Origin of the sequence: Bacillus cereus group sp. BfR-BA-01331 (assembly GCF_022663915.1) — a bacterium.
GTDB lineage: Bacteria > Bacillota > Bacilli > Bacillales > Bacillaceae_G > Bacillus_A > Bacillus_A mycoides.
On sequence record NZ_JAKUGJ010000010.1, the window covers coordinates 120,707 to 147,646 of the forward strand.

Sequence of the window (26,940 nt, forward strand, 5' to 3'; positions counted from 1 at the left end):
TCCATTCATTCTTCTACTTTCTTTATTTCAACTCGCTTAATTTGATGCATATCCTTTTCAAGAACTTTAAAAGAAAAGCCGTGTTTTTCAATAATATCTCCTTCAGCAACGATTTGCTTTTGTACCATAATCCAGCCACCAATTGTATCTACATCATCAGCGATTAAGTGTATGCCAAATAAATCATTTACTTCACTAATAAGCACTTTTCCCTCTACGATTTTACACCCTTCACTTATATGCTCTATAGGCGGGTGTTCATCTTCATCGTATTCATCTCGGATTTCTCCAACAATTTCTTCTAAAATATCTTCTAGTGTAACGATCCCCGCTGTACCACCATATTCATCATATAATACAGCTAATGGAATTCGTTTTCTTTGCATTTGTAATAGCAAATCATGAATAGGGATATTTTCTAACACTTCAATAACTGGTCTTGTATATGGCGTAATCGAGCACCCCTCGTCTCGATTACCATCCATATAACGAATAAATAAATCCTTTACATTAACCATCCCAATAATTTCATCTTTATCTTCACCAAATACGGGATATCTCGTGTACTTTTCTTGTGCGATTATTTTAATATGTGTTTCAAATGGTTCGTCCTCATATAAACCTACAACTTCCGTACGAGGTACCATAATTTCCTTTGCGACTCTATTATCGAATTCAAAAATATTATTTACATATTTAAATTCCCTTTGATTAATCTCTCCACTCTCATAACTCTCAGATAAGATTAATCGTAATTCTTCCTCCGAATGAGCTACTTCATGTTCAGAAGCCGGATGTAATCCGAATAACCCTGTTACAAGCCTTGCAGAACCATTTAAAGCCCAAATAAACGGATACATTACTCGGTAAAAGTAAATAATTGGCTTCGATAATAATAAGCTAACTTGCTCTGCCCTTTGTATAGCAAGCGTCTTTGGAGCAAGTTCACCAATGACAACATGTAAAAACGTAATAACTGCAAAGGCAATAATAAATGAAACTGTACTTGCAATTGCAGGAGATAAGTGTAGTTTTAAAAACAACGGCTCGAGTATATGTTTTATAGTGGGCTCTCCTAACCACCCAAGCCCTAAAGCAGTAATTGTAATACCTAACTGACATGCTGATAAATACTCATCTAAATTCGAAGTTACTTTTTTAGCTGCCAATGCTCCTCGTCGTTTTTCACTAACGAGTTGATCAATACGACTGCTACGCACCTTAATAATTGCAAACTCAACAGCCACAAAAAATGCTGTTAACGCAATAAGGATGGCTACCATCAGTAATTTTAAAATATCCACATATGTCCTTTAGCTTTCTTAGCTAAAGTTACACCTCCTTTAAAAAAGAAGTTTCACTTTAGTTTCTTCATTTATTTGAAAGCAACCCTATATAAAATTCACCAATTTCAAGCCTCATACAATTCTAAAGGCAAGCCATCAGGATCTTGGAAAAAGACAAATTTTTTATCCGTAATTTCATCCATACGTATCGCTTCAGTCTCCACACCGCATTGTTTTAAATGGTTTACAGCTTCTTCTATATTTGTAACAGCAAATGCTAAATGTCTAAGTCCAGCTGCTTCTGGAAAACTTGAGCGCTTAGGTGGACTAGGAAATGAAAATAATTCAATTTGATACTCTTCCCCTACACATAAATCTAACTTATAAGAATCTCGTTCTTTTCTATATACTTCATTTATCGCTTTAAAACCTAATATCCGAGTATAAAAATCCTTTGACAGTTCATAATTCGAACAAATAATTGCAACGTGGTGCACTCTACATATATTCATGCTCTCTCTATTCCTTTCTTTACCAAAGATGCATATTCTCCCTTAAAATGAAAAACATATATAGCAGAATATCTCTTTTAGGGGGCTTATTATGAAATTTATCACTTTTTTCGTTGGACTTATCGTTGTTTTTCTCCTTGCCTACATCGCTAGTAACAATAAAAAACATATTAAATTCAAGCCAATTTTCATCATGCTTATTATACAGTTAATTTTAACCTATTTATTATTAAATACAGAAATTGGCCTCATCCTTATTACGATAATTTCCAACCTGTTTACAAAGTTACTCGACTATGCTGCATCTGGTATAAATTTTGTATTTGGAGGTCTTGCAAACAAAGGTGAAATGCCATTTTTCCTTAATGTATTATTACCGATTGTGTTTATTTCCGTCTTAATTGGCATATTACAACATTTCAAAATACTACCATTATTTATTCATTGGATTGGTTTCTTTCTTAGCAAAATAAATGGTCTTGGGAAATTAGAATCTTACAATGCCATCGCTTCCGCTATTGTCGGCCAATCAGAAGTTTTTATTACGGTAAAAAAACAATTAGCTCAAATCCCAAAACATCGACTTTATACACTTTGCGCCTCTGCTATGTCTACCGTATCTATGTCCATTGTTGGTGCCTATATGACGATGATCGAACCAAAATATGTAGTAACCGCACTCGTTCTGAACTTATTTAGCGGTTTTATTATCGTACTCATTATTAATCCTTACGACGTTAACGACGACGAAGATATTTTAGAAATAAAAGGTGAAAAGCAAAGTTTTTTTGAAATGCTCGGAGAATACATCCTTGATGGTTTTCGCGTAGCAATTGTCGTCGGCGCTATGCTCATTGGATTCGTCGCATTAATGAGTTGTATTAATGACCTATTCCTCATTATATTCGGCATTACTTTCCAACAACTAATAGGCTATGTATTCGCCCCTATTGCATTTCTTATCGGCGTACCAAGTTCTGAGATTGTCACAGCTGGTAGCATTATGGCAACAAAGCTTGTAACAAATGAATTTGTAGCAATGATGGATCTTAGTAAAATTTCCAGCACTCTCTCTATCCGTACAGTTGGTATTATTTCTGTCTTCCTCGTTTCTTTTGCCAACTTTTCTTCCATTGGAATTATTTCCGGTGCTGTAAAAGGGTTAAACGAAGAACAAGGAAATGTTGTTGCCCGGTTCGGCTTAAAATTACTATACGGAGCTACTCTCGTTAGTATTCTATCTGCAATTATTGTAAGTATTATGTTGTAATTAGGTAAAATTTTATCATTTTCTTATCCTTATCTTTTGTATACAATAACGAATAGATGTCTCATAAATAATCGAGACATCTATTTTTTATACATGTACAATCCATTTTATTTAGCGTAAAATATTTTTTATGTGTTTTAATACGCTTCTAGATATATACACTTTGATAGTTTTAAAGGAGAACAAATGATGAAATCCGACGTTAACAAAAATAATCGAACCACAAAAAAACAATTAAAGAAAAAACGCCTACTTTGGTTCATTCTCATTCCATTACTTATTGTAGCAATGGGAGCAGGAGGCTATTCCTTCCATATATACAGTAAAGCAAAATCTGTCTTAAGCAATGCCTATTCTGAACTCGGCCGGGGAGATAAATCCAGCAAACGTGAAAAAGCTGTTAAACCTATGACTGACAACATTTCTGTCCTTATTATGGGTGTTGATGAAAGTGATATCAGGGAAAAAGGTTACGGAAAAGCAACTCGTACGGATGCATTATTACTTGCAACAATTAATAAAAATGATAAATCAGTTAAACTTGTCAGCATTCCACGTGACTCACGCGTCTACATTAAATCACGTGATAAATATGATAAAATCACACACGCACACGTATTTGGTGGTGTAGACAGCACAATTGATACAGTAGAAAACTTTTTAGATGTCCCAGTTGATTACTATGTAAAATTTAATTTCAAATCCTTTATCAAGATCGTTGATTCTCTAGGTGGTATAACTGTCGACGTTCCCGTTGAGTTCACAGAACAAAATAGTAGCGACGAAGCAGATGCAATTCACCTCAAAAAAGGACGTCAACATTTAAATGGAGAAGAAGCACTTGCACTAGCTAGAACTCGCCATATTGACAGTGATTATATGCGCGGTCAACGACAACAACTTGTTTTAGAAGCTATTGCTGAGAAAGCACTATCTCTCAATTCCATTAATAAAATCGGAAGCCTATTAGATGCTGTCGATACAGACTTAAAAACAAATTTAACTTTTGATGATATGATGACTATTGCAAAAAATTCAATGGATTCAAATTTAAAAATGGATAAATTGCAAGTGGAAGGTACTGATAAATATATAGGTGGTATTTATTATTACGTTCCAAACGAAAAGAGTGTTAATGATATATCGACAACACTTCAAGAACATCTCGGTGTTACGAATAAAAATGAGCATAAAAAATTATAATAAAAAGGCTGCTAGATTTTTCTAAGCAGCCTTTTTATTATAATTTTCAACATATTTCTCATTCATATTGTGACAAAAAGAGACAATTATTACAGCAGTGTAACATTTTTTATGAAAACATTACACACGTAGTGAAAATAATAGTATACTAGGACGTACATAATGTTATTTTCATCATTTTTATACAAAAAATGTAATACATATATTTATACAAATTTTTCTGGGGGGAAATAAATGAAGCTAAGCAAAATCCTGATCGGTTCCGCTTTCGCTGGTGGCATATTACTTTGCGTTGGTGGGGTTGGTGGATATCAATATGTATCCAAATTAAATAATCAACTAAATACAACTGCACTACCAAGCACTACATTTGAAGGTATTTCTCTTGATGGAAAAAATAAAGCAGATATTCAAGCCCTTGTTAATCAAAAGGTGAATGAACTAAATCAAAAACCTCTTAACTACGTATTCCAAAATGATAAGCAAAATTACACGTGGAAAGATTTAGGAGTAGATTATAAAGAGAAGGATATTGTCGACAATATCTTTAAAGAACAAGAAGGGAACGTAATGAATCGTTACAACATGCGTAAGCAAGCTGAAAACGGTGAAGTAAAACGTGACTATAAATTAACACCACAATTAAATACAACAACTTATGAAACCTTTATAAAGGATAAATATAATGAAACATTAAAAAATCCTGTCAACGCCGAATTAAGTGTTGAAGGCTCTACAGTAAATATTAGCCAAAGTCAAAATGGGGAAAAAATTGATAAAGGAAAATTAACCGATTTAACAAGCGCAGCTATTACTTCTGGCACATCCGATGTTGTATTACCAGTTACACTAATAAAACCTGAACGTTCTACAGAAGATATACAACAAATGGGGATTAAAGAAGTGATTGCTGAATACTCTACCCCAATGGCTGGCCGTAATGGAAATCAGTCCTATAATGTAAATAAGTCAGCTAATACTTTAAGTGGAGTTATTGTAGCACCTGATGAAACGTTTAGTTTTAATGGCCGTGTTGGCGTAACTGATGCTGCACATGGTTATAAATCCGCAGCAGTATATTCACAAGGTAAAGTTATACAAAGTGCAGGCGGAGGTGTTTGCCAAGTAAGTAGTACTTTATACAGCGCAGCTTTAAGGGCAGATTTAGGAATTGTTTCTCGAAGCAATCATTCTATGCCCGTAAATTATTTACCACTTGGGCAAGATGCAGCAGTAGCAGATTATGGTCCGGATTTAAAATTTAAAAACAATACAGGTAAGCATATTTACATTCAAGCATTTTCAAATGGCGGTAGTATTACTACACGTATTTTCGGTACAAATACTGGTAAAAATGTTGAAGTTTCTTCTCAAGTAGTTAGTAATACTGGTGATAAAATAACAGCGGTTACGTATAAAAAAGTAACACAAAACGGTGAAGTACTCTCAAATGGACAAATTTCAAAAAGCGTATATAAAAGTGCCCCAAAACAATGAGATAATATCAAACGGACAAATTTCAAAAAGCGTATACAAAAAGGCGTGATCTACTCACGCCTTTTTCTTTTGCAATAATAGTAAAAAATTTTCCAGATGATCTTTCGTTTCTTCTAAAGACCACACACGATTGCCTTGCTTCGCAGCTAATACGCACGCTTCTTCCCACGCGTTCTTTTTCTTCATATTTACTAATTCATCGCGTAATTTCAAAACAATCTCTTCGTCCTCTTGCTCTATAAACTCTTCCATCACGCTTACTATTTCATCCTCATGAATACTTAACGTACAGTACGATTTAAGAAAGTATTGTAATGTTGGATACATATATACTCCCCCCTTTATTTATCTGATGGATAAGAAGTAATAATCTTAAATCCTAGATTTCCTGATTTATCTCTCGCTAAAACAGTAACAGTCTTTACTAGCTTGTCTTTTACATTCATATTTTTCTTTATTACTGTTTTTCCAACTGGGAATGAATGAGTTGTATTCAATACAAGACGAGCCTCTTTAGAGTTTTTCAACCAATCCTGAATTTCTTTATCATGTTGTTTTAAACTATCTTTCACAGCCTTTGTCGCTGTTTCCTTATCATAGTATGTACTTGCCGCTGAAACTTTATCTGTCTTCAAACGATTCTTCAAATCCTCTTCCGATTTGCCTACATGCCTTTCAATCGTATGACCATTTTTAGGTGGCCCTTCCATTTCATCTAAAATATTATCACTAATTTTTTCTACTGATGTAGAATGATCCTCTTTTGGTTTTTCTGTTTTTTGTTCTTTTCCTGCACATCCACTTAAAATCAGCATTAGTGCCAATACACTACTCAAGAAAAGACTACTTAATCGTTTCATCGTATCACCTCTTCCATGATTATTATCGTAACCCCACTAAAAGTCAATTTCACAAAGAAAAAATGTATACGGTTTTAAAATCCTCATTCATTTTGCTATATTTTCCACCCCCCTTTCATCAAATCACTGTTTTTCGCCCTTTTAAAAATATACCCCCATATTTTTGAAATTATTTCCCGGATGAAAACACCAATCAAAACACTACATAAACCCTTTAAACATAGGGTTTATGTAGTGTTTTTCAAATAAGTTAAATATACCCCTATTTTTATATACCCAATACCTACATAAGGTATACAAACCCCTTTCTATCAACTGTTTTCTACATTATGTAAATTTACACTTGCCTATATAATAGAAATATGGTGTAATGCAAAAAAAGATAAAGGATTTTATAAAATGGTTGAAACAATTCAAAACTTCTTAACAGATTATTATTCGATCGCAATTCCACTTAGTATCTTAATCAACATCATCATCAGTCTTTTAGGTTTTATCCCTAGTATTTTTTTGACCGCTATTAATATACAACTCTTCGGTGTAACAAATGGTACAATCATTTCGATCGCAGGTGAGGCATTAGGGGCTATTATCTCGTTTTATATTTATCGTATAGGCCTTCAAAGGTTCACTCACGATAAAGTAAATAAGTATCCAAAGGTAGAACGCCTTCTTTACGTAGAAGGCAGAGAGGCATTTCTACTCGTCCTATCTTTTCGTTTTATTCCTTTCATTCCGTCCAGTATCGTTACTTTATTTGCAGCTCTAGGCAAGATGTCATTACTCTCTTTCAGTATTGCCAGCACAATAGGGAAAATACCGGCCTTATTGATTGAAGTATATTCTGCATATCATGTCATAAACGGAACAAATGAAGCGAAGTGGATTATAACAATCGCGGGTTGTGTTGGATTATTTTATTTGTGGAAAAAATGGAGAAAAAAATAAAGAAGGAGCATAGGCTCCTTCTTTATTTTTGAGGTATTTTATTAATAACTATCCCTTAAAGCCTTAGTTTACACCAACAGCACTAAATGATTGCTTAACTGCTGCTACTTCTGCAGAGCTAGCACCATATAAATCAGCTGCAGCTTGTACTGCACCAGCACGAGCTTGACTAAATGTAGTAGATTGCGTGAAATACTGTGTATTTGCACGGTAGTAAATCGCACCTAATTTATCTTTACCGATACCAGTTACAGTTACACCAGAATGCGTACCACCATTTGCTAATAAATAAGCTTGTTTGTTAATAATACCACTGTTTGTATGAACGCCACCGTTATCACTTGAACCAGTGTAACGCTTAGAATAATGGTCTGGATCACCATATTTCGTTGGATCACTCATAGAACGCAGTGCATCTCCTGCTTTACCAGGCGTGTAAATATCTTCACCAATCTCCCAATCCGGGTTACGGTTATCATAGAATTCTACTAACGTACCAAAGATATCAGAAATTGCTTCATTTAATGCTCCTGATTCATTTTGATAAATTAAATTCGAGCTATTTTCCGTAACTGCATGCGTTAATTCGTGACCAATTACGTCAATACCACCAGATAATGAAGTGAATGTTACACCATCACCATCTCCGTATACCATTTGTGAACCGTTCCAGAATGCATTATTATACTTACTTCCGTAATGAACAGTTGATTTTAATGGTGCTCCTGCATCATTAATAGAATTTCGGTTAAATGTATCTTTATAGTAATCATATGTTTTACCTGCATAGTAATGAGCATCTACTGCTGCTGCATCATACGCTGCATTGAAAACATTATCTGCATCTGCCCATAATGTTCCTGGTAACGTCGAACGATTTTTCGCATCATATGTGAAAATTGTTGCTCCGCGCGTATTATCTTGCAAGTAGTAAGATGATCCAGATAACGTTGTATTAAGCGATTTCGTATCTCCTAATACACCTTTACCAGTTCCTACTTTATTCGTTCCTGTTACAGGCTTTATAACCGCTTTCGCATCCTGTTTAGGAGCATCTTGTTTAACAGGAGACTTATCATCATTTGTTACATGATCAATTGTATTAAACTTATTTAATACTTTACCGCTTTCCGCCTCAATGAAATAGTAGTAATTTCCTGGGCTTGGATCTAAGAAGTTTAGATTTACAACGTATGCATATGTCGTTTCTTCACCGTTTTGATATACATATAAGTCCGCTTTTGGTTCTACCTCATATTTAGGTGTTACTCCTAAATCTTGCTGCGCGATTTCAATTGCTTTTGCGCCTTCAATCTTATTTTTGTTTTTTAACTTTTCCTTTTTGTCTAAATCAGGCGCAACTGTTCCAGACAATACCTTTAAAGAACCATCTTTACTTACGTGAGCTACTTGAGTAGATCCCCATACAGGTACTCCCTCGTAAACTTGTTGCATACGTACTACTGTTGAATCAGTTACAGCGTCTTTTTTCACTTGTTTCACTTTGAAAGAATCTTGCGCACTCTTTTCCCCTAACTTATAATCACCTTTTGCCGCGTTTAAGTAATCAAACACAACAGATTCCGCTTTCTTACCAGTCGCTCCAGTTAGATCACCAGAAATAAACTCAGGTGACTGTACCGTCTCATTGTACTTCTTAGTAGAGAGTACATTTTTAGAATCCGCAAATGCAGAGCCTGTCCCTCCGAACGTAGTAACTGCCATTCCTGTCGCTAACACTAACGCTAAACTCTTTCTTTTCATATAACCTTCCCCCTAATAAAAAATTTTTGAAAAGAGTAGTTTCATATTAGCATTATGTTTCCACTATTAATATACTAAAAATTCAATTAATTGTTTTCTCAAGTTTTGTAGAATTTTGAGGAACAAATATTGAAAAAAAAACCCTTTCCGTTGGGAAAGGGGTTTTTTTATAAATTAATTTGTTCAACTGTTTTAGCTTCTTGCCCTAGAGTATCCGGCTTCCAAGCATACTGAATATCCAATACTACAGCTGCAATTGCCATAACCACAAATGTTCCTGCAATTAACTTTTTCATACTGTCCCTCCTCTTTACTCTTCTAATAAAGTAATCGCTAATTTATAATAGCGATTACTTTCTTTAAAATCTGAGCATTCTTCTAAGTATTCAGCAAGTTCTAAGTATACTTTCTTTAAATCTTTTATATTTTCCTCTGTTTTAAAGAAAGGAACTACTTCTGTTTCTAGAAATTTTTTATAGAGGTCTCTTTCTTCAAAATATTTATATCTTAAATTTAACAATAAATATAACATCCCTTTGTATCTATCATCTTTCCTTGCGGCAAGGATACCTTTTTCAATCCATTCAGCCGCTTCCTCAAGTTCTCCTAATTGAATACACTGTAACGAGAGCTCATACATGGCATCAATATAATTCATATCCTCTTCTTTTTTATACTTTAAGCATTCTATATAATACTCTTTCGCCTTGGCATAATTTTTTTGTCGGTAGTACAGATAACCAATATTATTTAAAGCAATAGAAAGAATATTATCTTTATCAGCAAAAGAAGTTGCTTCTCTTATGATATGATTATAGATTTCCATAGCTTCATTATATTGTTTTTTTCTAGTATAACTAAACGCAATTAAAAACTTACAATTAATTATATTTCTAAATTTATATTCACTTTTAAAACCTTCTAATGCCACATTAGCAAAATATAATGTCATATGGTCTATTTCCATCTGACTATATGTCAATGCCAAATTATAATATATTCCTGTTTCATAATATCCTAACTCTTTCGCCATCGATTCCGTCTTTAACAGATATTCCAATGCCTGCGTATATTTGTACTGCACAGAATATAATAATGCCTTATTATACGTATATAACATCTTCTGAAAAGGCGAGTATTTCTTATACACTTTCTTCAATCCATCCAATTCTTCTTCAACAGCAGGGAGATCCCGCTTCATCATTAAATAACGTGTATACAGCAGTTTATAATAATTTATAATTTCAAAATCCAACACATGCTTCATTTCACCTTGCAACTCTTCGTATATGCGCTCTACTTGTTGCTTGTCCAAATGAACTAATGCATTCAACCACTCGTCCAACTTCACCTTCACATCTTCTTCTACATCTCTCAAATCCGTCACAGCAATTTCTAGTCTTGTGCAGAGCAATTGTAGAATTTCTTCTGATGCTTCAATCTTTCCATTTTCGATCTTACTTAAGTATGAGACAGAACAAATGCCCTGACATAATTCTTCTTGTGTCATTTTTTGCTGTAGCCGTTTATAAAAAACTTGCTTGCCTATTTTTTCTAATGTTTGTTGCATTGTCCTCCTCCATTCTCATTACCCCCATTACTCTAATAATACATAAAATCTCGAGAAATATAAATTGATAAATGTAAATTTTCTAAAAAATATGCATTATTTCATTTTTTTCTCCCTTGACTTCAATCCCCTATTACTTCTTTGCTACGAAAGGGGGAAAATTGGTATACTATAACCAAATTGCGGAGGTGTTTTCACAATGAATCATTATAAAGACGATAGTTACGCCTTACATACAGATTTATATCAAATCAACATGGCTTATACATATTGGAAAGATGGTATTCATACTCGCCGTTCTGTTTTTGATCTATACTTTCGAAAGCTTCCATTCGAAAACGGCTATGCTGTTTTTGCTGGTCTTGAAAAAATTGTAGAGTACATAGAAAATTTCAGCTTTACCGAAAGTGACATCGCTTATTTAGCAGAGCTGCAATTTGAAGAAGACTTCCTTCATTATTTACAAAACATGAAATTTACTGGCACGATTCGTAGTATGCAAGAAGGCGAAGTTGTTTTTAATAACGAACCATTATTACGTGTTGATGCACCGCTTGGCGAGGCACAAATAATTGAAACTGCCCTCTTAAATATTGTAAATTACCAAACATTAATTGCTACAAAAGCTGCACGTATGAAGCACGCTGCAAATAATGATGAGCTTTTAGAGTTCGGTACAAGACGCGCTCATGAGTTTGATGCTGCCCTTTGGGGAACACGAGCTGCCTTTATTGGTGGGTTTTCATCTACAAGTAACGTTCGCGCAGGGAAACGCTTTGGCATCCCTGTAGCTGGCACACATGCCCATTCTTTCGTTCAAGCATATCGCGATGAATATGTTGCATTTAAAAAATATGCTGAAACACATAAAAAATGTGTATTTCTTGTCGATACATACGACACATTAAAATCTGGTGTTCCAAATGCGATTCGTGTTGCAAAAGAGTTCGGGGATCGTATCGATTTTTATGGCATTCGCCTTGATAGTGGTGATATGGCATATTTATCAAAGGAGGCCAGAAAACAACTTGATGCAGCTGGATTTACAAACACAAAAATTATCGCTTCTAGCGATTTAGATGAATATACGATTATGCACTTGAAATCTCAAGGGGCAAAAATTGATGTATGGGGTGTTGGTACAAAACTGATTACATCCTTTGAGCAGCCAGCATTAGGGGCCGTTTATAAACTAGTCGCTATTGAAGATACTGACGGAAAATTAAATGATACGATTAAGATTTCATCTAATCCTGAAAAAATTACAACCCCAGGACTTAAACGAATTTATCGTATTATTAACCGTGTTAACGATCATGCAGAGGGCGATTATATTGCTTTAGAGTCAGAAGAACCCGGAAAAGAAGAGCGTTTAAAAATGTTTCATCCAGTTCATACATATATAAGTAAATTCGTAACAAGCTTTGAAGCACGCGAACTGCATCAAGATATTTTCATTAACGGTAACAGAGCGTATGAATTACCTAATATATTAGAGATTCAAAAGTATAATGAACGCAGCCTCTCACTATTTTGGGAAGAGTATATGCGAACTTTAAACCCAGAAGAGTACCCTGTCGATTTAAGCCAAGAATGTTGGGATCATAAAATGAATTATATTCAAACTGTTCGAGAACAAGTTGAAAAAAACATACAAAAATAAAGTGAAGCTTTAATCAGTGGGGTTTTGTCCCTCCCCCACTTCTCCATTTTTCAATACTATATAGATATTTGTAAAAAATATATTAAAATAATAAGAAGAATGTTGTTTTTTTGAAATTTTATATATTACATTATTTAAAAACAAAATAATATTTGATATTATTTTCTTGAGTCCATTTCAACAAAATAACCAATAAAAAAGAGGACGCAATTGCGTCCTCTTTTTTATAAATCTTTTACTCTTAGTACACGCATTGCATTTAATACTGCAAGTAACGTCACACCAACATCTGAGAAGACTGCTTCCCACATTGTTGCAATACCAAAGGCACCGAGTAATAACACTAACCCCTTTACCCCTAATGCAAATATAATATTTTGCCATACGATGCTACGTGTACGTTTTGCAATTTTTACTGCTGTCGCAATTTTTGAAGGCTCATCAGTCATAATAACGATGTCAGCAGCTTCAATTGCTGCATCTGATCCTAAACCGCCCATCGCAATACCAACGTCTGCCCTTGCTAGTACTGGCGTATCATTAATACCATCACCGACAAATGCAATCTTTTCTTTACCGCGTTTTGCTGCATCAATTTTTTCGATTTCTTCTACTTTTTGGTGTGGTAATAATTCGGCATGGACTTCATCTAAACCTAATTCTTTACCAACAGCTTCACCAACTGATTTTGCATCACCAGTTAACATAACTGTCTTCTTAATACCTAGTTCTTTTAACTTTTGAATTGCTTGTTTTGAATCCTCTTTTACCTCATCAGAGATAACGATATAACCTGCATATTTACCATCTACAGCAACATGAACTAGTGTACCTACTGTATTTGGTTGCTTAAATGTAATGTTTTCTTTGCTCATTAATTTAGCATTACCTGCGAAAATTTCTTTTCCTTGTACTTTTACAACCGTACCATGACCAGAAATTTCACTATAGTCTTCAATAGCATTTTCATCGATTGATTTTCCATATGCATTTCGAATAGATTGTGCAATCGGATGATTTGAATATACTTCTGCAAATGCTGCATATTCTAATAGCTCTTCAGCTGTGATACCTTCACTAGGCTCCATCTTCGTAACTTTAAAGACACCTTTTGTTAATGTTCCTGTTTTATCAAAAACGATATATTTCACATCATTCAATGCTTCTAAATAGTTACTTCCTTTTACTAAAATACCACTTTTAGATGCCCCACCAATACCGCCAAAGAATCCAAGAGGAATCGATACAACGAGCGCACATGGACAAGAGATTACTAAGAACACTAAAGCTCTATAAATCCAATCGGAGAATGTAGCACCCTCTAAAATAAGTGGTGGAATAAATGCCATTATTGCTGCTGTTATAACTACAACAGGAGTATAATAACGTGCAAACTTCGTAATAAAGTTTTCTGTTGGCGCTTTTTTGCTACTTGCATTTTGTACTAAGTCTAAAATTTTCGATACAGTGGATTCACCGAACTCTTTTGTAACTTCGACAATTAATACACCATTTTGGTTTACAAAACCACTTAATACGTCATTACCAACTTCTACTTCCCTCGGTACAGACTCACCTGTTAACGCTGAAGTATCCATCATTGATGTTCCCTCAACTACTTTCCCGTCTAACGGTACTTTTTCACCTGGTTTTACGATAATATACTCACCAATTTGCACATCTTCTGGTGATACTTGTTTCGTTTCGTTTCCAACTTTCACATTCGCATAGTCAGGACGAATATCCATTAATGACGTAATTGATTTTCGAGAACGATTTACTGCAATACTTTGGAACAGTTCCCCTACTTGGTAAAATAGCATAACTGCTACCGCTTCTGGATATTGTTGAATCGCGAAAGCTCCTAAAGTTGCAATTGCCATTAAAAAGTTTTCATCGAACACTTGGCCACGAGTTATGTTTCTTGCCGCTCTCCAAACGATATCTCCACCTATTAATAAATAAGCAAGGACGAATAATGGAATTGTTATCATTTGCGGTAATCCGGCTAATGCAGCAATTCCTGTCAAAATTCCACCGACTACTAATCGTCCTATCATCTTTTTCACATTACCATCACCATGATCATGGTCGTGTCCTTTTTCCTCTTCACGAACAACTTTTACATCAGGCTCTAACTTTTGAACAACATTTTTTATATTTTGTACAGTCGATTCAAGTTCTCGTTTATTTGCAACTTCTACTCGTAATTTCTTTGATACGAAATCAACAGTCGCTTCTGAAACCGTTGGCATTTCCTTTACCTTATTTTCAATCTTCATTGCACAATTTGCACAGTCTAAGCCTTCTAATACAAATACTTCTTTTACTGATTTTGTTTTTTGCTCTTCTTGTACTTTAATATGCGGCTCTAATTTTGTAACAAGTTGCTTCGCTTCCGTAACAACTTGATTTTCTTTATTTTGCGGTGTTTCTAAAAGCATCGTTTTTGTTGCAAAGTTTACGGAACAAGATGTTACCCCTTCTATATTCCCAACACCTTTTTCAATTTTCATTGCACAATTTGCACAATCTAAACCTTCTAGCATAAGTTTCTTTTTCACTAATGCTTCTGCCATCGTTCTCCCTCCTCGCTTTTTTATTCTTCCTCGTTTACGTGTTCAAACGCTTGCTCGAAGATATGAATTACGTGTTGATCAGCTAATGAGTAATAAACTACCTTTCCTTCTTTACGGTTCTTTACAAGCTTTGCTTGCTTTAATACACGAAGCTGATGTGAGATTGAAGATTGCGTCATTCCTAATAAATAAGCTAAATCACAAACACACATTTCAGCTTCAAATAATGCATGTAATATTCTCGTACGTGTACGGTCACCTAATACTTTAAATAATTCTGCTACTTTACTTAAACTTTCATCAGTCGGAATTGTTTGTTTTACTTGATCCACGATTTCCTCGTGAATTACCGTTTGAGAACATGCTTCCTGTTGCGTTTCTACTTTATTTTCAGCCATCACAGCTCACCTCTTTATTTGAACATATGAACAACTATTCATATGTCTTATACCTTTATTATATGAGCGTCCATTCATATGTGTCAATGAATTCTCATACATTTTTTAAAACATTTCGTTCACATTTCAAAAGAAACATATAAATATTTTCCGCATCTATCATGCTCTTCATACAAAAAGGATGCACGAAAACTACCATGCACCCCTTCTTATTTATTAACTTTTACTGCATCCACAATTAACGAAGCAAATCCTAATTTACCATCTTGATTTCTATGATCAAAACGTTTCGATCGATAAATAAATCCACCGTTCTCTTCCCAATCACTATAATGAAACTGGCCATTCTCATCACAGTATTCTAAAGGCTTTACTTGAAAACCTGCTGCTTCAAACATAGATGTAATCGTTTTGTAGTTATGTACAATTTTATGACTTGCAGCTGGATGATCTAACGGGCCAGGTCCTCCCACTTGCACACCACGCTGATACTCTTCATTTGGGAAAAATGCATCCGGCACTGCACAGCGAATATATCCATTATACTCCAAAAACTCATAACAAACTTTAGCTGCTTCTATACCTTCTTCATACGATAAATGCTCCCATACGTGCTCAGCTAAAATTACTGATAAAGAATTAGACGGAAATTTATTAATCCACGTTTCTCTTTTTAATAAATGTAATTCTTTTTCATTCGTATGTAACCACCCTGGGTTATTATTATATCCCTCTGCTCCAACGACAACTTTCGTCTCCATCTTTCCACCCCTTCTTATATTCCGACATAAAAATTCGACAACATAACATTGGTCTCCTTTATTTCCCCAAAAGAAAAAGCCTTGCGCGCTCCCTAGACGCACAAGGCTTACTAACTTTATATCCCTTTAATTAGCTTTTTCTAAACTATCTTGCGAACTTCCATCGTCTTTTAAATGACTATGTTTTTTCGAATAAACAAAGTATACAACTACTCCGATTGCTAACCAAACACCGAAGTATATCCATGTTTTTAACGGTAGATTTACCATTAAGAATAGACAGCTTGCAACTGAAATAATCGGTAAGATTGGTACAAGTGGTACCATAAATCCACGTTGTAATTTCGGGTGCGTTTTACGAAGAATGATGACAGTTACACCAACCATCGCAAATGTTAATAACGCTCCAATATTCGCTAAATTCGACAATTCTTTTAAATCGATAAATCCGGCAATTAAAGCACTACCAATTCCTGTTAACCAAACTGAAAATGTTGGTGCTTCCGTCTTCTTGTTAATTTTCGCAAAAGATTTTGGCAATAAACCGTCACGGCTCATCGCGAAGAATACACGTGTCGTAGCGTAGATGTATGCGAAAATTACAGCCATAATACCAATTACAGCTCCAATAGCGATTACACCAGCCACTTTATCTTGTCCTACAACTTCTAATACATAGGCCATCGCTTCAGGTACATCTAATTCCTTATAAGAAACCATACCTGTCATAACGAGACAAACTACAACATAAATGATTGTACAAATGACTAATGAAGCAATAATACCAATCGGCAAATCACGTTGTGGATTTTTCACTTCTTCAGCAGAAGTTGCTAATGCATCAAATCCTAAGAATGCGAAGAATACTGCTGCTCCTCCGGCAAAGACTCCACTTAAGCCGTACGGTGCAAATGGTATCCAGTTTTCTGGTTTCACGTAGAATACACCAACTGCAATGAATAAAACAACAATACCAATTTTAATTAATACCATTATGTTATTCACACGCTTACTTTCTTTTGTACCTCGTGATAATAACCAAGTTATCACCAACGTAACGATAACTGCGGGTAAGTTCACCATACCACCTTGCGATGGAATCGTTAACAACGCTTTTGGAATTTCAAGTCCCAATCCACTCACTAAATTATTGAAATAACCTGTCCATCCGCCAGCTACTGCGGCAGTCGTTACGACATATACGGATAGCAATGTCCATCCCATTAAATGGGCAACAAACTCACCAATTGTTGCATATGAATATGTGTACACACTACCTGAAACAGGAAGTGCAGATGCAACCTCTGCATAACATAAAGCTGCAAATCCACAAACAATTGCTGCAATCATAAACGAAAAAATAACTGCTGGACCAGCATCTCTTGCTGCTACTAATCCGGTTAATACTAGAACTCCTGTACCAATTATCGCACCAATCCCTAGCATTGTTAGGTCAAATGCCCCTAGCGTTTTCGTCAAAGTTTTACTTTTACTTTCCCCTAACAATTGCGTAACGGATTTCTTTTTAAATAGGTTGGCCACGATGAATGCCCCCTTTTACCAAGAAGAGCTAAGAGGTATTATCTCTTAGCTCTTATCATGTTGTTTTATATATTGTTCGATTTTGTTTTGTATAATGCTTCTATTAGCAAGATACTGTTTCTGCTTCTAATAATTCTTTAGCACCTTTGTACTCTACACCGTGAGCTTCTGCAACTGCTTCGAATGTTACATAGCCTTCTAATGTATTAATACCTTTTAATAATGCAGTGTTGCCTAGGCAAGCTTCTTTGTAGCCTTTGTTAGCAATTTGTACTGCATATGGTACTGTTACGTTTGTTAATGCAAGAGTTGATGTACGTGGAACCGCACCTGGCATGTTCGCAACTGCATAGTGAACAACGCCGTGTTTTTCATAAGTTGGGTTATCATGAGTTGTAATACGGTCAGTTGTTTCGAAAATACCACCTTGGTCAATCGCGATATCTACAACAACAGAACCTTGTTCCATTGATTGAATCATTTCTTCTGTTACAAGTTTTGGCGCTTTTGCACCTGGGATTAATACTGCACCGATTACAAGATCAGATTCTTTTACAGCTTCTGCAATATTGTAAGGATTAGACATTAAAGTTTTTACTTGGTTTCCGAAAATGTCATCTAATTGACGAAGACGTTCTGCACTTAAGTCGATGATTGTTACATCCGCACCTAGTCCAACTGCAATTTTAGCAGCATTTGTACCAGCTTGTCCACCACCGATAATTGTTACTTTACCACGTTTAACTCCTGGAACACCTGCAAGTAAGATACCTTTACCGCCTTTGTTTTTCTCAAGGAATTGCGCACCGATTTGTGCAGCCATACGACCAGCTACTTCACTCATAGGTGCAAGTAATGGTAATGAACGGTTTTCTAATTGTACTGTTTCATATGCGATAGCAACAACTTTCTTCTCGATTAACGCTTTTGTTAATTCTGGTTCTGGAGCTAAGTGTAAGTATGTGAATAAGATTAAACCTTCGCTGAAGTGTTTGTATTCGCTTTCAACTGGTTCCTTAACTTTCATAACCATTTCCATGTTCCAAGCTTCTTCAGCCGTATCAACAATTTTCGCTCCCGCTTCAACATACTGAGCATCTGTGAAACCAGATCCTACACCTGCGTCCTTTTGAATGAATACTTCGTGATTGTTACGAACTAAATGTACAACACCTGCTGGTGTCATTGCCACACGGTTTTCGTTGTTTTTAATTTCTGCTGGTACCCCAATACGCATAATGAAATGCCCCCTTATAATTAACAGAAAAAAGGAATTCTTTTTTCTTTTTTAAATAATTAATAACTTATGTCCTTATTCTAGCATAACTTAAAAGTTATGAAAACGCTAACATACTATTTTTTTAAAGTTTATATATTTAGAATAGTGTAAATATATAAAACATTGATTTTATTGGGTTCTCCGTACCACTCCATCATCTATTACTCTATTTCTATTATATCCATTCAAAATGCATAGTAATTATTTATTATTTGACAATAATGTAACAATGTAAAAAAACTAAGCAATGACGTATACATATACACTTATTACTTTGTTCAATACTTTAGAAATATATTCTTTTCACAAAAAAACAGCTACTGGCATTTAGCCAGCAGCTGGATAACTTATAAATAACTTTGAAAATAGATCTTCTGTCGTCTCACTAATTTTATCAAACATATCACTTTCACGATCTTCTTGCTCTTTTAACATCTTAATTGTTTCACGTGCATCTTCAGGATAATCGGTAATGATACCATCTACGTTTAACTTATAATATCCCTTTAACCTTTCCATATCATTTACCGTCCATACGTAAATTGGCTTGTTTAGCTTCCTTGCTTCTTTTACTAATTTCTTATTTAACATGTATTCTTCTGCTACATAAAAATCAGCCTTCACATTCTTTAAGTTAGCTCTACTCGCATACAGTATATATCCTACTTTTATATTTGGATTTGCACGTTTAAACTCTTTAATAAGCGGATAGTGTAACGTTTGAATGACACATTGCTTCTCAAATTCATTATCTTTAATCGCTTTTAATACTTTGTTTACGAAATCTTTTTCGCCACCATGAAGCTTCACTTCAATATTAAGTTTGATTTTTCCTTTTGCCAGCTTAATGATCTCATCAAGTGTACTTATTTGTCCTGAAAAACCATCTTGACTAAGGGTAAGCTGTCTTAACTCCTCCATCGTTAAATCTGACACATGAACATTAGCATTAGCAAGACGTTTTAGCTTCAAATCATGTATAACTGCTAGTTCACCGTCTTTTGTTTGCAGTACATCAATTTCAGCGTAGTCTGCTTTGGCATCAATAGCCCCCTGCACAGCTTCTTTCGTATTCTCTACACCTTTTGAAATATAACCACGATGAGCCATAATAATTGGTTCTTTATATGAATTTGAAATAAACGTTACAATGAAGGCAACGACCATTCCGGCGGTAATAATTCCTACAATATATACACCAATAAATTTCCAACGATGTTTTTGGAAGAAACATTTATCTGCTTTTGTTTTCGAATAATCTAATCCTTCTTCTAATAAAACATCTTCAACCGGAACCTTTTGTAAATACAATCGTGTTATTCCCATAATATAAAATGGCGTCACGATAAAACTAAATAAATACAATGTACTCGTTAAAAATACAGACATTGTTGATTCCGCTAATAATGCAAATGTTCCCTGTGGATTTGTAAATTCATACATGCCCCATAGACACAATAAATACATTCCCAAAAATACACCGTACACAATCCCTATTGAAATAAAAAATCCTACTAAAAAGAATAGTACTTTAAAAAAACTTTCTTTTACTAACGTTGCACTTTTACGTGCTGCTGTGCGAAACGGCTTTTGCTCTAAAACAACAATAGGTAGAACAAAAATCCAGCGAAGGTTCAAATACGCAACTACAGCAAAGAACGTGTAATAACCAACTTGTCCCATCGTTGTCTTAAACAGTTCTCCTGTAATAAAGTTAGGAATTTGAATTTGTGGAATTAATGCCGTTTCATATCCAATATTTAAAAGAGGTAACAATACGACCGCATATAAAATAAATCCTGGTAAGCAATATGTGAAAAGAGTAGGTAAATACGTTACGGTTTTATATAAAATCGGACGTAATTTCACCTTTTGTCTTTTATGAGCGAAGTACGAAATGATAATAAGCACCGCAAATTCCGTAAAGATAAGAAACAGTGCTAACAATGATAAAATGACGATTGCCAAAATGCCATATGATGTCTTTAAAAACGCTAATAATTCATCATTCGTCGCATTTGCATAACCACCAAAATACAATAACTTATTAAAAATGATCCCAAATAGCGGGACAAATACAATCGCTGCTAATAATTTATAAGCAAGTTGAAAGGTTAATACATTCCAAAAAGCAAATCTAACTGTTTGAAAGGAATGTCCCATTACTCCTGGTATAGATAGTCTTTTACGGTGTTGCATATATTCCTCCACATTCTAAAACGATATTTGAGATGGATTCCACATTTCCAATTTCAATCCATCTTTTTAATAATAATATATTCCGCTTAACATGAACACTCTTATACATATAATGAAAAAAGTGATGGCTAATCCCATCACTTTTTTCACTCACTCTATTTTTTCTCTAATCCTTGTCCAAATGCTTTTAAGAAACTAAAACCGAATGTAATCGCCCTGTTGATATCTGGATCTTTTAATACTTTAAAGAAATCCATCACTTTTGTTTTCTTTCCGTTTTTCAGCTCATCCGTTGCAAATTGTAATCCAGTGACTAAACTAGATGTTATTTGTTTCGTTATTTCTGGGTCCACTGAAGATAATGCCTCTCCTGCCCCCATCATATTGTTTAATGCATTCTTTACTGGTTCACGATTTAATTGTTCAACAGCTATTTTGGAAACATCTTCTTTTGCGGCAAGTAAACTAATTGCTGCATCTAAAATTCCAGCTTTTTGCAACTGTCCTAATAGCTGCATCGTCTCTTCTACTGCTTCTCTATTTTCAGCTAGCTCATTTAGCAGTTCATCTGTTACTTGCTGTTTTTTTTCTTCTTCTGTTACAATCTTCTTTTTAATTAAAGTAATCTCTTTTGCCATTATCTCCGCCCCCTAATTCTGGTCCACAAGTGATACGTATTGTTTTCTTTGCCACTTTCGCTCGATTTCAACACCATTTTGCGGATGACGTTTTTTATCTCTCGGGTTTGAAGATGGTAACGGACGATTTCCTTTTTCACGTAATACGCGCAGTTTCACCATTGTTTGTTTATAAGCTGGTGTACACGTATAAATGTCTGTTGCTGTTCCTGTTAAAATATTGATTGCCTCTTCATTTACTGTCGCATGCATCGGCAAATATAACTCATTTCCAGTTACACGATCTGTAACAAGCGCTTGTACTTTGATTTTTCCAAATGGTGATGCTAACTCTACAAGACCACCATCTTTCACATTGCGTTCTTTAGCAAGTTCAGGTGAAATTTCAACAAATACTTCAGACACTTTAGATAAAATACCAGCCGACTTATTCGTCATATTCCCTTCATGGAAATGCTCTAGCATACGGCCATTATTTAATAGTAAATCATACTCATCTGGTGCTATAACTGGCGGAACCCATTCATCTAGTGATAAACGTGCTAGTTTGTCTGGGAAGTTAAATCCATCTACATATAATAATGGTGTATCACTACCATCATGGCTACCCCAACATAAACTATTCCAGCCTTCTAGACGGTCGTACGTCGCTTGAGAGTATAACGGTGCAAGCGATGCAATTTCGTCCATAATTTCACTTGGACTTCCATAATTCCAGTCTCCGCCCAGTGCACGAGCTACTTTTTGTAAAATCCACCAATCTGGTTTTGAATCACCAAGCGGTTTCAATACTTCGTATAATCTTTGAATACGGCGCTCTGTATTCGTAAACGTTCCTTCTTTTTCTAAGCTTGGTGCTGCTGGTAAAATAACATCGGCGAAACGAGCTGTTTTCGATAAGAACATATCTTGAACAACAAGGAAGTCTAAATTCGCTAAAATATGTTGTACATGGTTGGCATTTGAATCTACTAAAGCCATTTCTTCTCCCATAACATACATACCACGCAGTTTTCCTTCTTCGGCCGCAAGTAACATTGCGATATTATTTAATCCCGGTTCTTTCGGAATGGTAGTACCGTATGCTTTTTCAAATTTCGCACGATGCACATCATCTGAAACTGCTTGGTAACCCGGAAGCCAGTTCGGTAATGTCGCCATATCACAAGCACCTTGTACGTTATTATGCCCGCGTAACGGATACGCACCGGCACCAGGACGACGGTAGTTACCTGTAACGAGAAGTAAATTTGAAATTGCTGCTGACGTTGTACTTCCTCCTGTATTTTGAGTTACACCCATTCCCCAAAGTACACAAGTACCATCTGCTTCATATACCATACGAGCCATTTCTTTTAACTGATCTTTAGAAATCCCTGTAATTCCCTCAGTATAATCAAGCGTATATTTTTCTAGCATTTTGCTATATTCATCAAAATTCTTTACATTTTCAGCTATGAACTTTTTATCGTGCCAATCTTGATCGATAATGTATTTCGTTATCCCAGCAAGCCATACATAATCCGTCCCTTGACTCGGGTGAACAAATATATCAGCACGCTCCGCCATTTCATGTTTACGAAGGTCTGCGACAATTAGTTTTTGTTCATGTAATTTATGAGCACGCTTCACTCTAGTTGCAAGTACAGGATGTCCTTCTGTTGGATTTGCCCCAACAATAATAACAAGACCTGCCTCAGCAATATCTTTCACTGTTCCAGCATCTCCGCCCATACCGACAGTTTTAAATAAACCGTCTGTTGCTGGAGATTGGCAATAACGGGAACAGTTATCTACATTATTTGTTCCATATATTTGACGAGCTAGTTTTTGCATAAGATAGTTTTCTTCATTTGTTACTTTCGAAGAAGAAATAAACCCAAACGCATCGCTACCATACTCTGATTTAATATGTTGCATATTAGATGCAACAACTTCAAGAGCCTCTTCCCATGAAGCCTCAACAAACATATCCCCTTGGCGAATTAACGGCTTTGTAATACGCTCTTCACTGTTCACAAAGTCCCATCCGAATTTTCCTTTTACACATGTGGAAATACCATTAACCGGTGCATCTGAAACAGGTTGCACTTTTAAAATTTGACGATCTTTCGTCCATACCTCAAATGAACAACCTACACCACAAAATGTACAAACTGTTTTTGTCTTATTAATTTTCGTCTTACGCATCGCGGACTCTACTTCTGAAACTGCTAAAATACTGCTATATCCAGGCTCCACATCTTTTACAAAATCAATCATTGGATTTAGCACATCTGGTTTTAAACCAGTCATAAATCCAGCTTCTCCTAGCATCGTTTTTTCCATTAATGCATTACAAGGACAAACTGTTACACATTGCCCACAGCTAACACAAGACGAGTCATTTATACTCACACCATTGTCCCAAATAACACGTGGACGGTCTAAACTCCAATCAATCGATAAAGTTTCATTTACTTGTAAATTTTGGCATACTTCTACACACTGCCCACAAGCAATACATTGATTTGGATCGTATCGATAGAATGGATGCGACGTATCCACTTCGCATGCACTTACTTTCGGTTCATATGGATATTTCTGTTCTTCAATCTCCATCATATGTACTGTATTATGGACTTTACAGTTACCATTATTGTTATCACATACTGTACAATACAATAAATGATTCTCTAATATTCGATCCATCGCTTCAGTTTGTGCTTCCTTTGCACGTTCCGATTGCCTCTCAATATGCATGCCATCTTCCAACTTCGTCGAACAGGCACGTAGTAAACTTCCATTCACTTCTACAATACATGTATCACAAGTTTGAATAGGATCTACCTCTGGTACATGACAAATTTGAGGATGTTCTAAATTACTTTCGTTAAACAATTGGAGTATCGTCTTTTCACCTGATACGAAAAATTCTTTACCATCAACGGTTACACGGACTGTCTGTTCTGTCATAGTTTCCCCTCTCCTTACAACTAACTGTACAACACAATTATGAATCCGTTTTCATAATTGTGTTGTACATATTTTTGAAGCGCCCTGTTGAAATACTTTCCTTTGGAAGTCGATTCTAGATGTTATAAGGTATAACTACGAAAGCTTGAAAATGTCGCTATTCTACAAATCTATTATATCGTACATATACAATAATAACCAAAATAATCTGCCATCTTCTTGTTAGTAGATGCTTTTGTTTTTTCGATGTTTTATGATAAATATGGAGAAAAATACATATAAAGGGGAATTTAATATGGGGCCTATTCAAGAAACATATACAATTGTACGTTATCAATCTGGTACATTTTCAAAACAAACCGATGAGGTTGTTACGGAATCTCCTATTACAATTAAATTAAATAGCGAAGAATACGTAACAGTTGTATGCACTCCTAATTACATTGAAGATATGGTAACCGGTTTTTTAATTTCTGAAGGAATTATTTCTTCTTATAAAGATATTGAAGAATTATGGATCCAAAAAGAAAACGGAATTGTCCATGTAAAATCATCAAAAATTAATCCGCTCTATCAAACTTTATATAATAAACGGTACGTAACTTCTTGCTGCGGGAAAAGTAGACAAGGTTTTGTTTTCGTCAACGATGCAGCAAAAGCAAAAAAGTTACATGATATACATATAACTATTACTCCGGAAGAATGTTTTCACCTAATGACTTCCTTACAACAATCTTCAACTACATTTCGCCAAACGGGTGGTGTGCATAATACCGCTTTATGTGATCGAAATAACATTCTTTTATCAAGAATGGATATCGGAAGACATAATGCGCTAGATAAAATATACGGTCATTGTTTACGAAACAATATCTCTGTTCAAGGGAAAATCATTGCGTTTAGCGGACGCATCTCATCTGAAATTTTGTTAAAGGTTTCAAAAATAGGTTGCGAAATTGTTCTATCTAAATCAGCTCCAACTAAACTAGCTCTGCAACTCGCCCACGATTTAGGTATTACCGTAGTAGGATTTATTCGAAATGGATCTTGCAATATTTATACACATCCGGAACGAATCGATGGCTACAAAATAAACGATTGAATACGTAAAAGAAAGTGAAAATTTAATCAGTGGAGGGTTTCCCCTCCCCACTGATTATTAGCCCAACCAATCGGGCTTTTACGGGCAATCCGACTCCCACGAATAGTTGGATAAAAATGACTCCTTTACAAAGCGGGAATTTTAGTTATGAAAATGTAACATATTAAAACCTTGAATAGTTAATAAAGTTAATATATAATTTCATTACATAAATAAAATGAAAACATAGTAGCATAATCTTTTCATTCTTTTACAAATTAAGAAAGAATAGTCACAGAATACATTTAACTAAACTTAATCTTACAAAGTTAATGAATTAAATTTGAATCAATCTAGGAGGTTACAACTATGGAAATTCGCTTATTAACAACAGAGGATGCAGAAATTTATTTGAAAGTGTGTATGGAAGGTTTAATGAAAAACCCTGAGGCTTTTAGCTCTTCTTATGAAGATGTTCTTAAACAGGAAAACCCTGTCGCTGCTATGGCAAAGCGATTAAGCAATCCGGATAAGTATACTCTAGGTGTCTTCAAAGATAATGATTTAATCGGTATTGCTACTCTAGAAACAAAGCCATTTATTAAGCAAGAGCATAAGGCAAAAATCGGCTCAGTTTTTGTTTCTCCAAAAGCGCGTGGCCTCGGTGCAGGACGAGCTTTAATTAAAGCGATTATTGAAAATGCCGATAAATTACATGTAGAACAGCTTATGCTTGATGTTGTCGCTGATAACACTGCTGCAAAAAAATTATATGAGTCCCTCGGCTTCCAAACTTACGGTGTGCAAGAACGGTCCTTAAAACATAATGGTCAATATTGGGACGAAGAGCATATGGTTTTATTCTTAAACAATTAACATTTTAATATAATTTTTCAAAAGCATCTTCTTATTAATTAAGATGCTTTTTTCATTAC

General features: G+C 35.1%; 22 protein-coding genes. 7 read left to right on the top strand and 15 right to left on the bottom strand.

Features of this window, described 5'->3' with window-relative positions; translation table 11 throughout:
• Positions 1–5: 5 nt before the first annotated feature.
• Positions 6–1,304, bottom strand: a complete 1,299-nt coding sequence (locus MR155_RS18955) for a hemolysin family protein (RefSeq protein WP_016093357.1) — start codon at positions 1,302–1,304, stop codon at positions 6–8.
• A gap of 107 nt (positions 1,305–1,411) precedes the next feature.
• Positions 1,412–1,798, bottom strand: coding sequence for an SMU1112c/YaeR family gloxylase I-like metalloprotein (gene gloA2 / locus MR155_RS18960; RefSeq protein WP_242310843.1), 387 nt, complete (start codon positions 1,796–1,798; stop codon positions 1,412–1,414).
• Between the two features lie 91 nt (positions 1,799–1,889).
• On the opposite strand from gloA2, the gene MR155_RS18965 reads away from it, so the two are divergent.
• The 3 genes from MR155_RS18965 to MR155_RS18975 all read left to right on the top strand — a co-directional run bounded on the left by MR155_RS18965 (position 1,890) and on the right by MR155_RS18975 (position 5,768).
• Entirely contained in the window at positions 1,890–3,068 is a 1,179-nt protein-coding gene (locus MR155_RS18965; protein ID WP_113937884.1) for a NupC/NupG family nucleoside CNT transporter, read from the top strand.
• A gap of 186 nt (positions 3,069–3,254) precedes the next feature.
• The gene (locus MR155_RS18970; RefSeq protein ID WP_242310844.1) at positions 3,255–4,271 is read left to right on the top strand and encodes an LCP family protein; all 1,017 of its coding nucleotides are present in this window, start codon (positions 3,255–3,257) and stop codon (positions 4,269–4,271) included.
• A gap of 234 nt (positions 4,272–4,505) precedes the next feature.
• Positions 4,506–5,768, top strand: coding sequence for a VanW family protein (locus tag MR155_RS18975; protein ID WP_242310845.1), 1,263 nt, complete (start codon positions 4,506–4,508; stop codon positions 5,766–5,768).
• Between the two features lie 54 nt (positions 5,769–5,822).
• On the opposite strand, the gene MR155_RS18980 is transcribed toward MR155_RS18975, so the two are convergent.
• Positions 5,823–6,095, bottom strand: a complete 273-nt coding sequence (locus MR155_RS18980) for a hypothetical protein (protein ID WP_016097207.1) — start codon at positions 6,093–6,095, stop codon at positions 5,823–5,825.
• Positions 6,096–6,109: 14 nt separating this feature from the next.
• Positions 6,110–6,628, bottom strand: coding sequence for an RNase A-like domain-containing lipoprotein (locus MR155_RS18985; RefSeq protein ID WP_242310846.1), 519 nt, complete (start codon positions 6,626–6,628; stop codon positions 6,110–6,112).
• Between the two features lie 399 nt (positions 6,629–7,027).
• Between MR155_RS18985 and MR155_RS18990 the strand changes: the two genes are divergently transcribed.
• Entirely contained in the window at positions 7,028–7,576 is a 549-nt protein-coding gene (locus MR155_RS18990; protein WP_242310847.1) for a TVP38/TMEM64 family protein, read from the top strand.
• 63 nt (positions 7,577–7,639) lie between these two features.
• On the opposite strand, the gene MR155_RS18995 is transcribed toward MR155_RS18990, so the two are convergent.
• The 3 genes from MR155_RS18995 to MR155_RS19005 form a co-directional block, all read right to left on the bottom strand.
• On the bottom strand, positions 7,640–9,340 hold the full coding sequence (locus MR155_RS18995) for a M4 family metallopeptidase (protein ID WP_219300249.1): 1,701 nt from the start codon (positions 9,338–9,340) through the stop codon (positions 7,640–7,642).
• Between the two features lie 167 nt (positions 9,341–9,507).
• The gene (locus tag MR155_RS19000) at positions 9,508–9,636 is read right to left on the bottom strand and encodes an NprX family peptide pheromone (protein WP_000733136.1); all 129 of its coding nucleotides are present in this window, start codon (positions 9,634–9,636) and stop codon (positions 9,508–9,510) included.
• 14 nt (positions 9,637–9,650) lie between these two features.
• A complete protein-coding gene (locus MR155_RS19005) occupies positions 9,651–10,910 on the bottom strand; it encodes a tetratricopeptide repeat protein (RefSeq protein WP_002010467.1) in 1,260 nt (419 codons plus the stop codon).
• 199 nt (positions 10,911–11,109) lie between these two features.
• Here MR155_RS19005 and MR155_RS19010 point away from each other — a divergent pair, with 199 nt between their 5' ends.
• A complete protein-coding gene (locus MR155_RS19010; protein ID WP_078178067.1) occupies positions 11,110–12,573 on the top strand; it encodes a nicotinate phosphoribosyltransferase in 1,464 nt (487 codons plus the stop codon).
• A gap of 224 nt (positions 12,574–12,797) precedes the next feature.
• Here MR155_RS19010 and MR155_RS19015 read toward each other — a convergent pair whose 3' ends face one another.
• From MR155_RS19015 to fdhF, 8 genes are all read right to left on the bottom strand, one after another.
• The gene (locus MR155_RS19015; protein WP_242310848.1) at positions 12,798–15,152 is read right to left on the bottom strand and encodes a heavy metal translocating P-type ATPase; all 2,355 of its coding nucleotides are present in this window, start codon (positions 15,150–15,152) and stop codon (positions 12,798–12,800) included.
• Between the two features lie 20 nt (positions 15,153–15,172).
• Complete coding sequence (locus MR155_RS19020; RefSeq protein WP_002010461.1) at positions 15,173–15,550, bottom strand: ArsR/SmtB family transcription factor; 378 nt, start codon at positions 15,548–15,550, stop codon at positions 15,173–15,175.
• 209 nt (positions 15,551–15,759) lie between these two features.
• Positions 15,760–16,311, bottom strand: coding sequence for a class I SAM-dependent methyltransferase (locus tag MR155_RS19025; protein ID WP_219300253.1), 552 nt, complete (start codon positions 16,309–16,311; stop codon positions 15,760–15,762).
• Between the two features lie 126 nt (positions 16,312–16,437).
• On the bottom strand, positions 16,438–17,853 hold the full coding sequence (locus MR155_RS19030; protein WP_002063741.1) for an amino acid permease: 1,416 nt from the start codon (positions 17,851–17,853) through the stop codon (positions 16,438–16,440).
• A gap of 103 nt (positions 17,854–17,956) precedes the next feature.
• On the bottom strand, positions 17,957–19,090 hold the full coding sequence (gene ald, locus MR155_RS19035) for an alanine dehydrogenase (RefSeq protein ID WP_002125150.1): 1,134 nt from the start codon (positions 19,088–19,090) through the stop codon (positions 17,957–17,959).
• A 369-nt stretch (positions 19,091–19,459) separates the two neighbouring features.
• Positions 19,460–21,331: a glycerophosphoryl diester phosphodiesterase membrane domain-containing protein gene (locus tag MR155_RS19040; protein WP_219300255.1), complete on the bottom strand. Its 1,872-nt coding sequence runs from the start codon at positions 21,329–21,331 to the stop codon at positions 19,460–19,462.
• A 155-nt stretch (positions 21,332–21,486) separates the two neighbouring features.
• The gene (locus tag MR155_RS19045; protein ID WP_242310849.1) at positions 21,487–21,969 is read right to left on the bottom strand and encodes a helical membrane plugin domain-containing protein; all 483 of its coding nucleotides are present in this window, start codon (positions 21,967–21,969) and stop codon (positions 21,487–21,489) included.
• A 12-nt stretch (positions 21,970–21,981) separates the two neighbouring features.
• Positions 21,982–24,924 carry a formate dehydrogenase subunit alpha gene (gene fdhF, locus MR155_RS19050; protein WP_242310850.1) on the bottom strand — a complete coding sequence of 981 codons (2,943 nt, stop codon included), beginning with the start codon at positions 24,922–24,924 and terminating at the stop codon, positions 21,982–21,984.
• 295 nt (positions 24,925–25,219) lie between these two features.
• Between fdhF and fdhD the strand changes: the two genes are divergently transcribed.
• On the top strand, positions 25,220–26,026 hold the full coding sequence (gene fdhD / locus MR155_RS19055) for a formate dehydrogenase accessory sulfurtransferase FdhD (RefSeq protein WP_002125147.1): 807 nt from the start codon (positions 25,220–25,222) through the stop codon (positions 26,024–26,026).
• 348 nt (positions 26,027–26,374) lie between these two features.
• Positions 26,375–26,881, top strand: coding sequence for a GNAT family N-acetyltransferase (locus tag MR155_RS19060; protein WP_002010444.1), 507 nt, complete (start codon positions 26,375–26,377; stop codon positions 26,879–26,881).
• The last annotated feature ends 59 nt before the right edge of the window (positions 26,882–26,940 follow it).

Coding starts and splice junctions, on each gene's coding strand:
- MR155_RS18990 (WP_242310847.1), top strand. CDS start 7,028: ATGGTTGAAACAATTCAAAACTTCTTAACAGATTATTATTCGATCGCA.
- MR155_RS18975 (WP_242310845.1), top strand. CDS start 4,506: ATGAAGCTAAGCAAAATCCTGATCGGTTCCGCTTTCGCTGGTGGCATA.
- ald (WP_002125150.1), bottom strand. CDS start 19,090: ATGCGTATTGGGGTACCAGCAGAAATTAAAAACAACGAAAACCGTGTG.
- MR155_RS19005 (WP_002010467.1), bottom strand. CDS start 10,910: ATGCAACAAACATTAGAAAAAATAGGCAAGCAAGTTTTTTATAAACGG.
- MR155_RS19025 (WP_219300253.1), bottom strand. CDS start 16,311: ATGGAGACGAAAGTTGTCGTTGGAGCAGAGGGATATAATAATAACCCA.
- MR155_RS19020 (WP_002010461.1), bottom strand. CDS start 15,550: ATGGCTGAAAATAAAGTAGAAACGCAACAGGAAGCATGTTCTCAAACG.
- MR155_RS19000 (WP_000733136.1), bottom strand. CDS start 9,636: ATGAAAAAGTTAATTGCAGGAACATTTGTGGTTATGGCAATTGCAGCT.
- fdhD (WP_002125147.1), top strand. CDS start 25,220: ATGGGGCCTATTCAAGAAACATATACAATTGTACGTTATCAATCTGGT.
- gloA2 (WP_242310843.1), bottom strand. CDS start 1,798: ATGAATATATGTAGAGTGCACCACGTTGCAATTATTTGTTCGAATTAT.
- MR155_RS19040 (WP_219300255.1), bottom strand. CDS start 21,331: ATGCAACACCGTAAAAGACTATCTATACCAGGAGTAATGGGACATTCC.
- MR155_RS19045 (WP_242310849.1), bottom strand. CDS start 21,969: ATGGCAAAAGAGATTACTTTAATTAAAAAGAAGATTGTAACAGAAGAA.
- MR155_RS19015 (WP_242310848.1), bottom strand. CDS start 15,152: ATGGCAGAAGCATTAGTGAAAAAGAAACTTATGCTAGAAGGTTTAGAT.
- MR155_RS18980 (WP_016097207.1), bottom strand. CDS start 6,095: ATGTATCCAACATTACAATACTTTCTTAAATCGTACTGTACGTTAAGT.
- MR155_RS18985 (WP_242310846.1), bottom strand. CDS start 6,628: ATGAAACGATTAAGTAGTCTTTTCTTGAGTAGTGTATTGGCACTAATG.
- fdhF (WP_242310850.1), bottom strand. CDS start 24,924: ATGACAGAACAGACAGTCCGTGTAACCGTTGATGGTAAAGAATTTTTC.
- MR155_RS18965 (WP_113937884.1), top strand. CDS start 1,890: ATGAAATTTATCACTTTTTTCGTTGGACTTATCGTTGTTTTTCTCCTT.
- MR155_RS18970 (WP_242310844.1), top strand. CDS start 3,255: ATGATGAAATCCGACGTTAACAAAAATAATCGAACCACAAAAAAACAA.
- MR155_RS18995 (WP_219300249.1), bottom strand. CDS start 9,340: ATGAAAAGAAAGAGTTTAGCGTTAGTGTTAGCGACAGGAATGGCAGTT.
- MR155_RS19060 (WP_002010444.1), top strand. CDS start 26,375: ATGGAAATTCGCTTATTAACAACAGAGGATGCAGAAATTTATTTGAAA.
- MR155_RS19010 (WP_078178067.1), top strand. CDS start 11,110: ATGAATCATTATAAAGACGATAGTTACGCCTTACATACAGATTTATAT.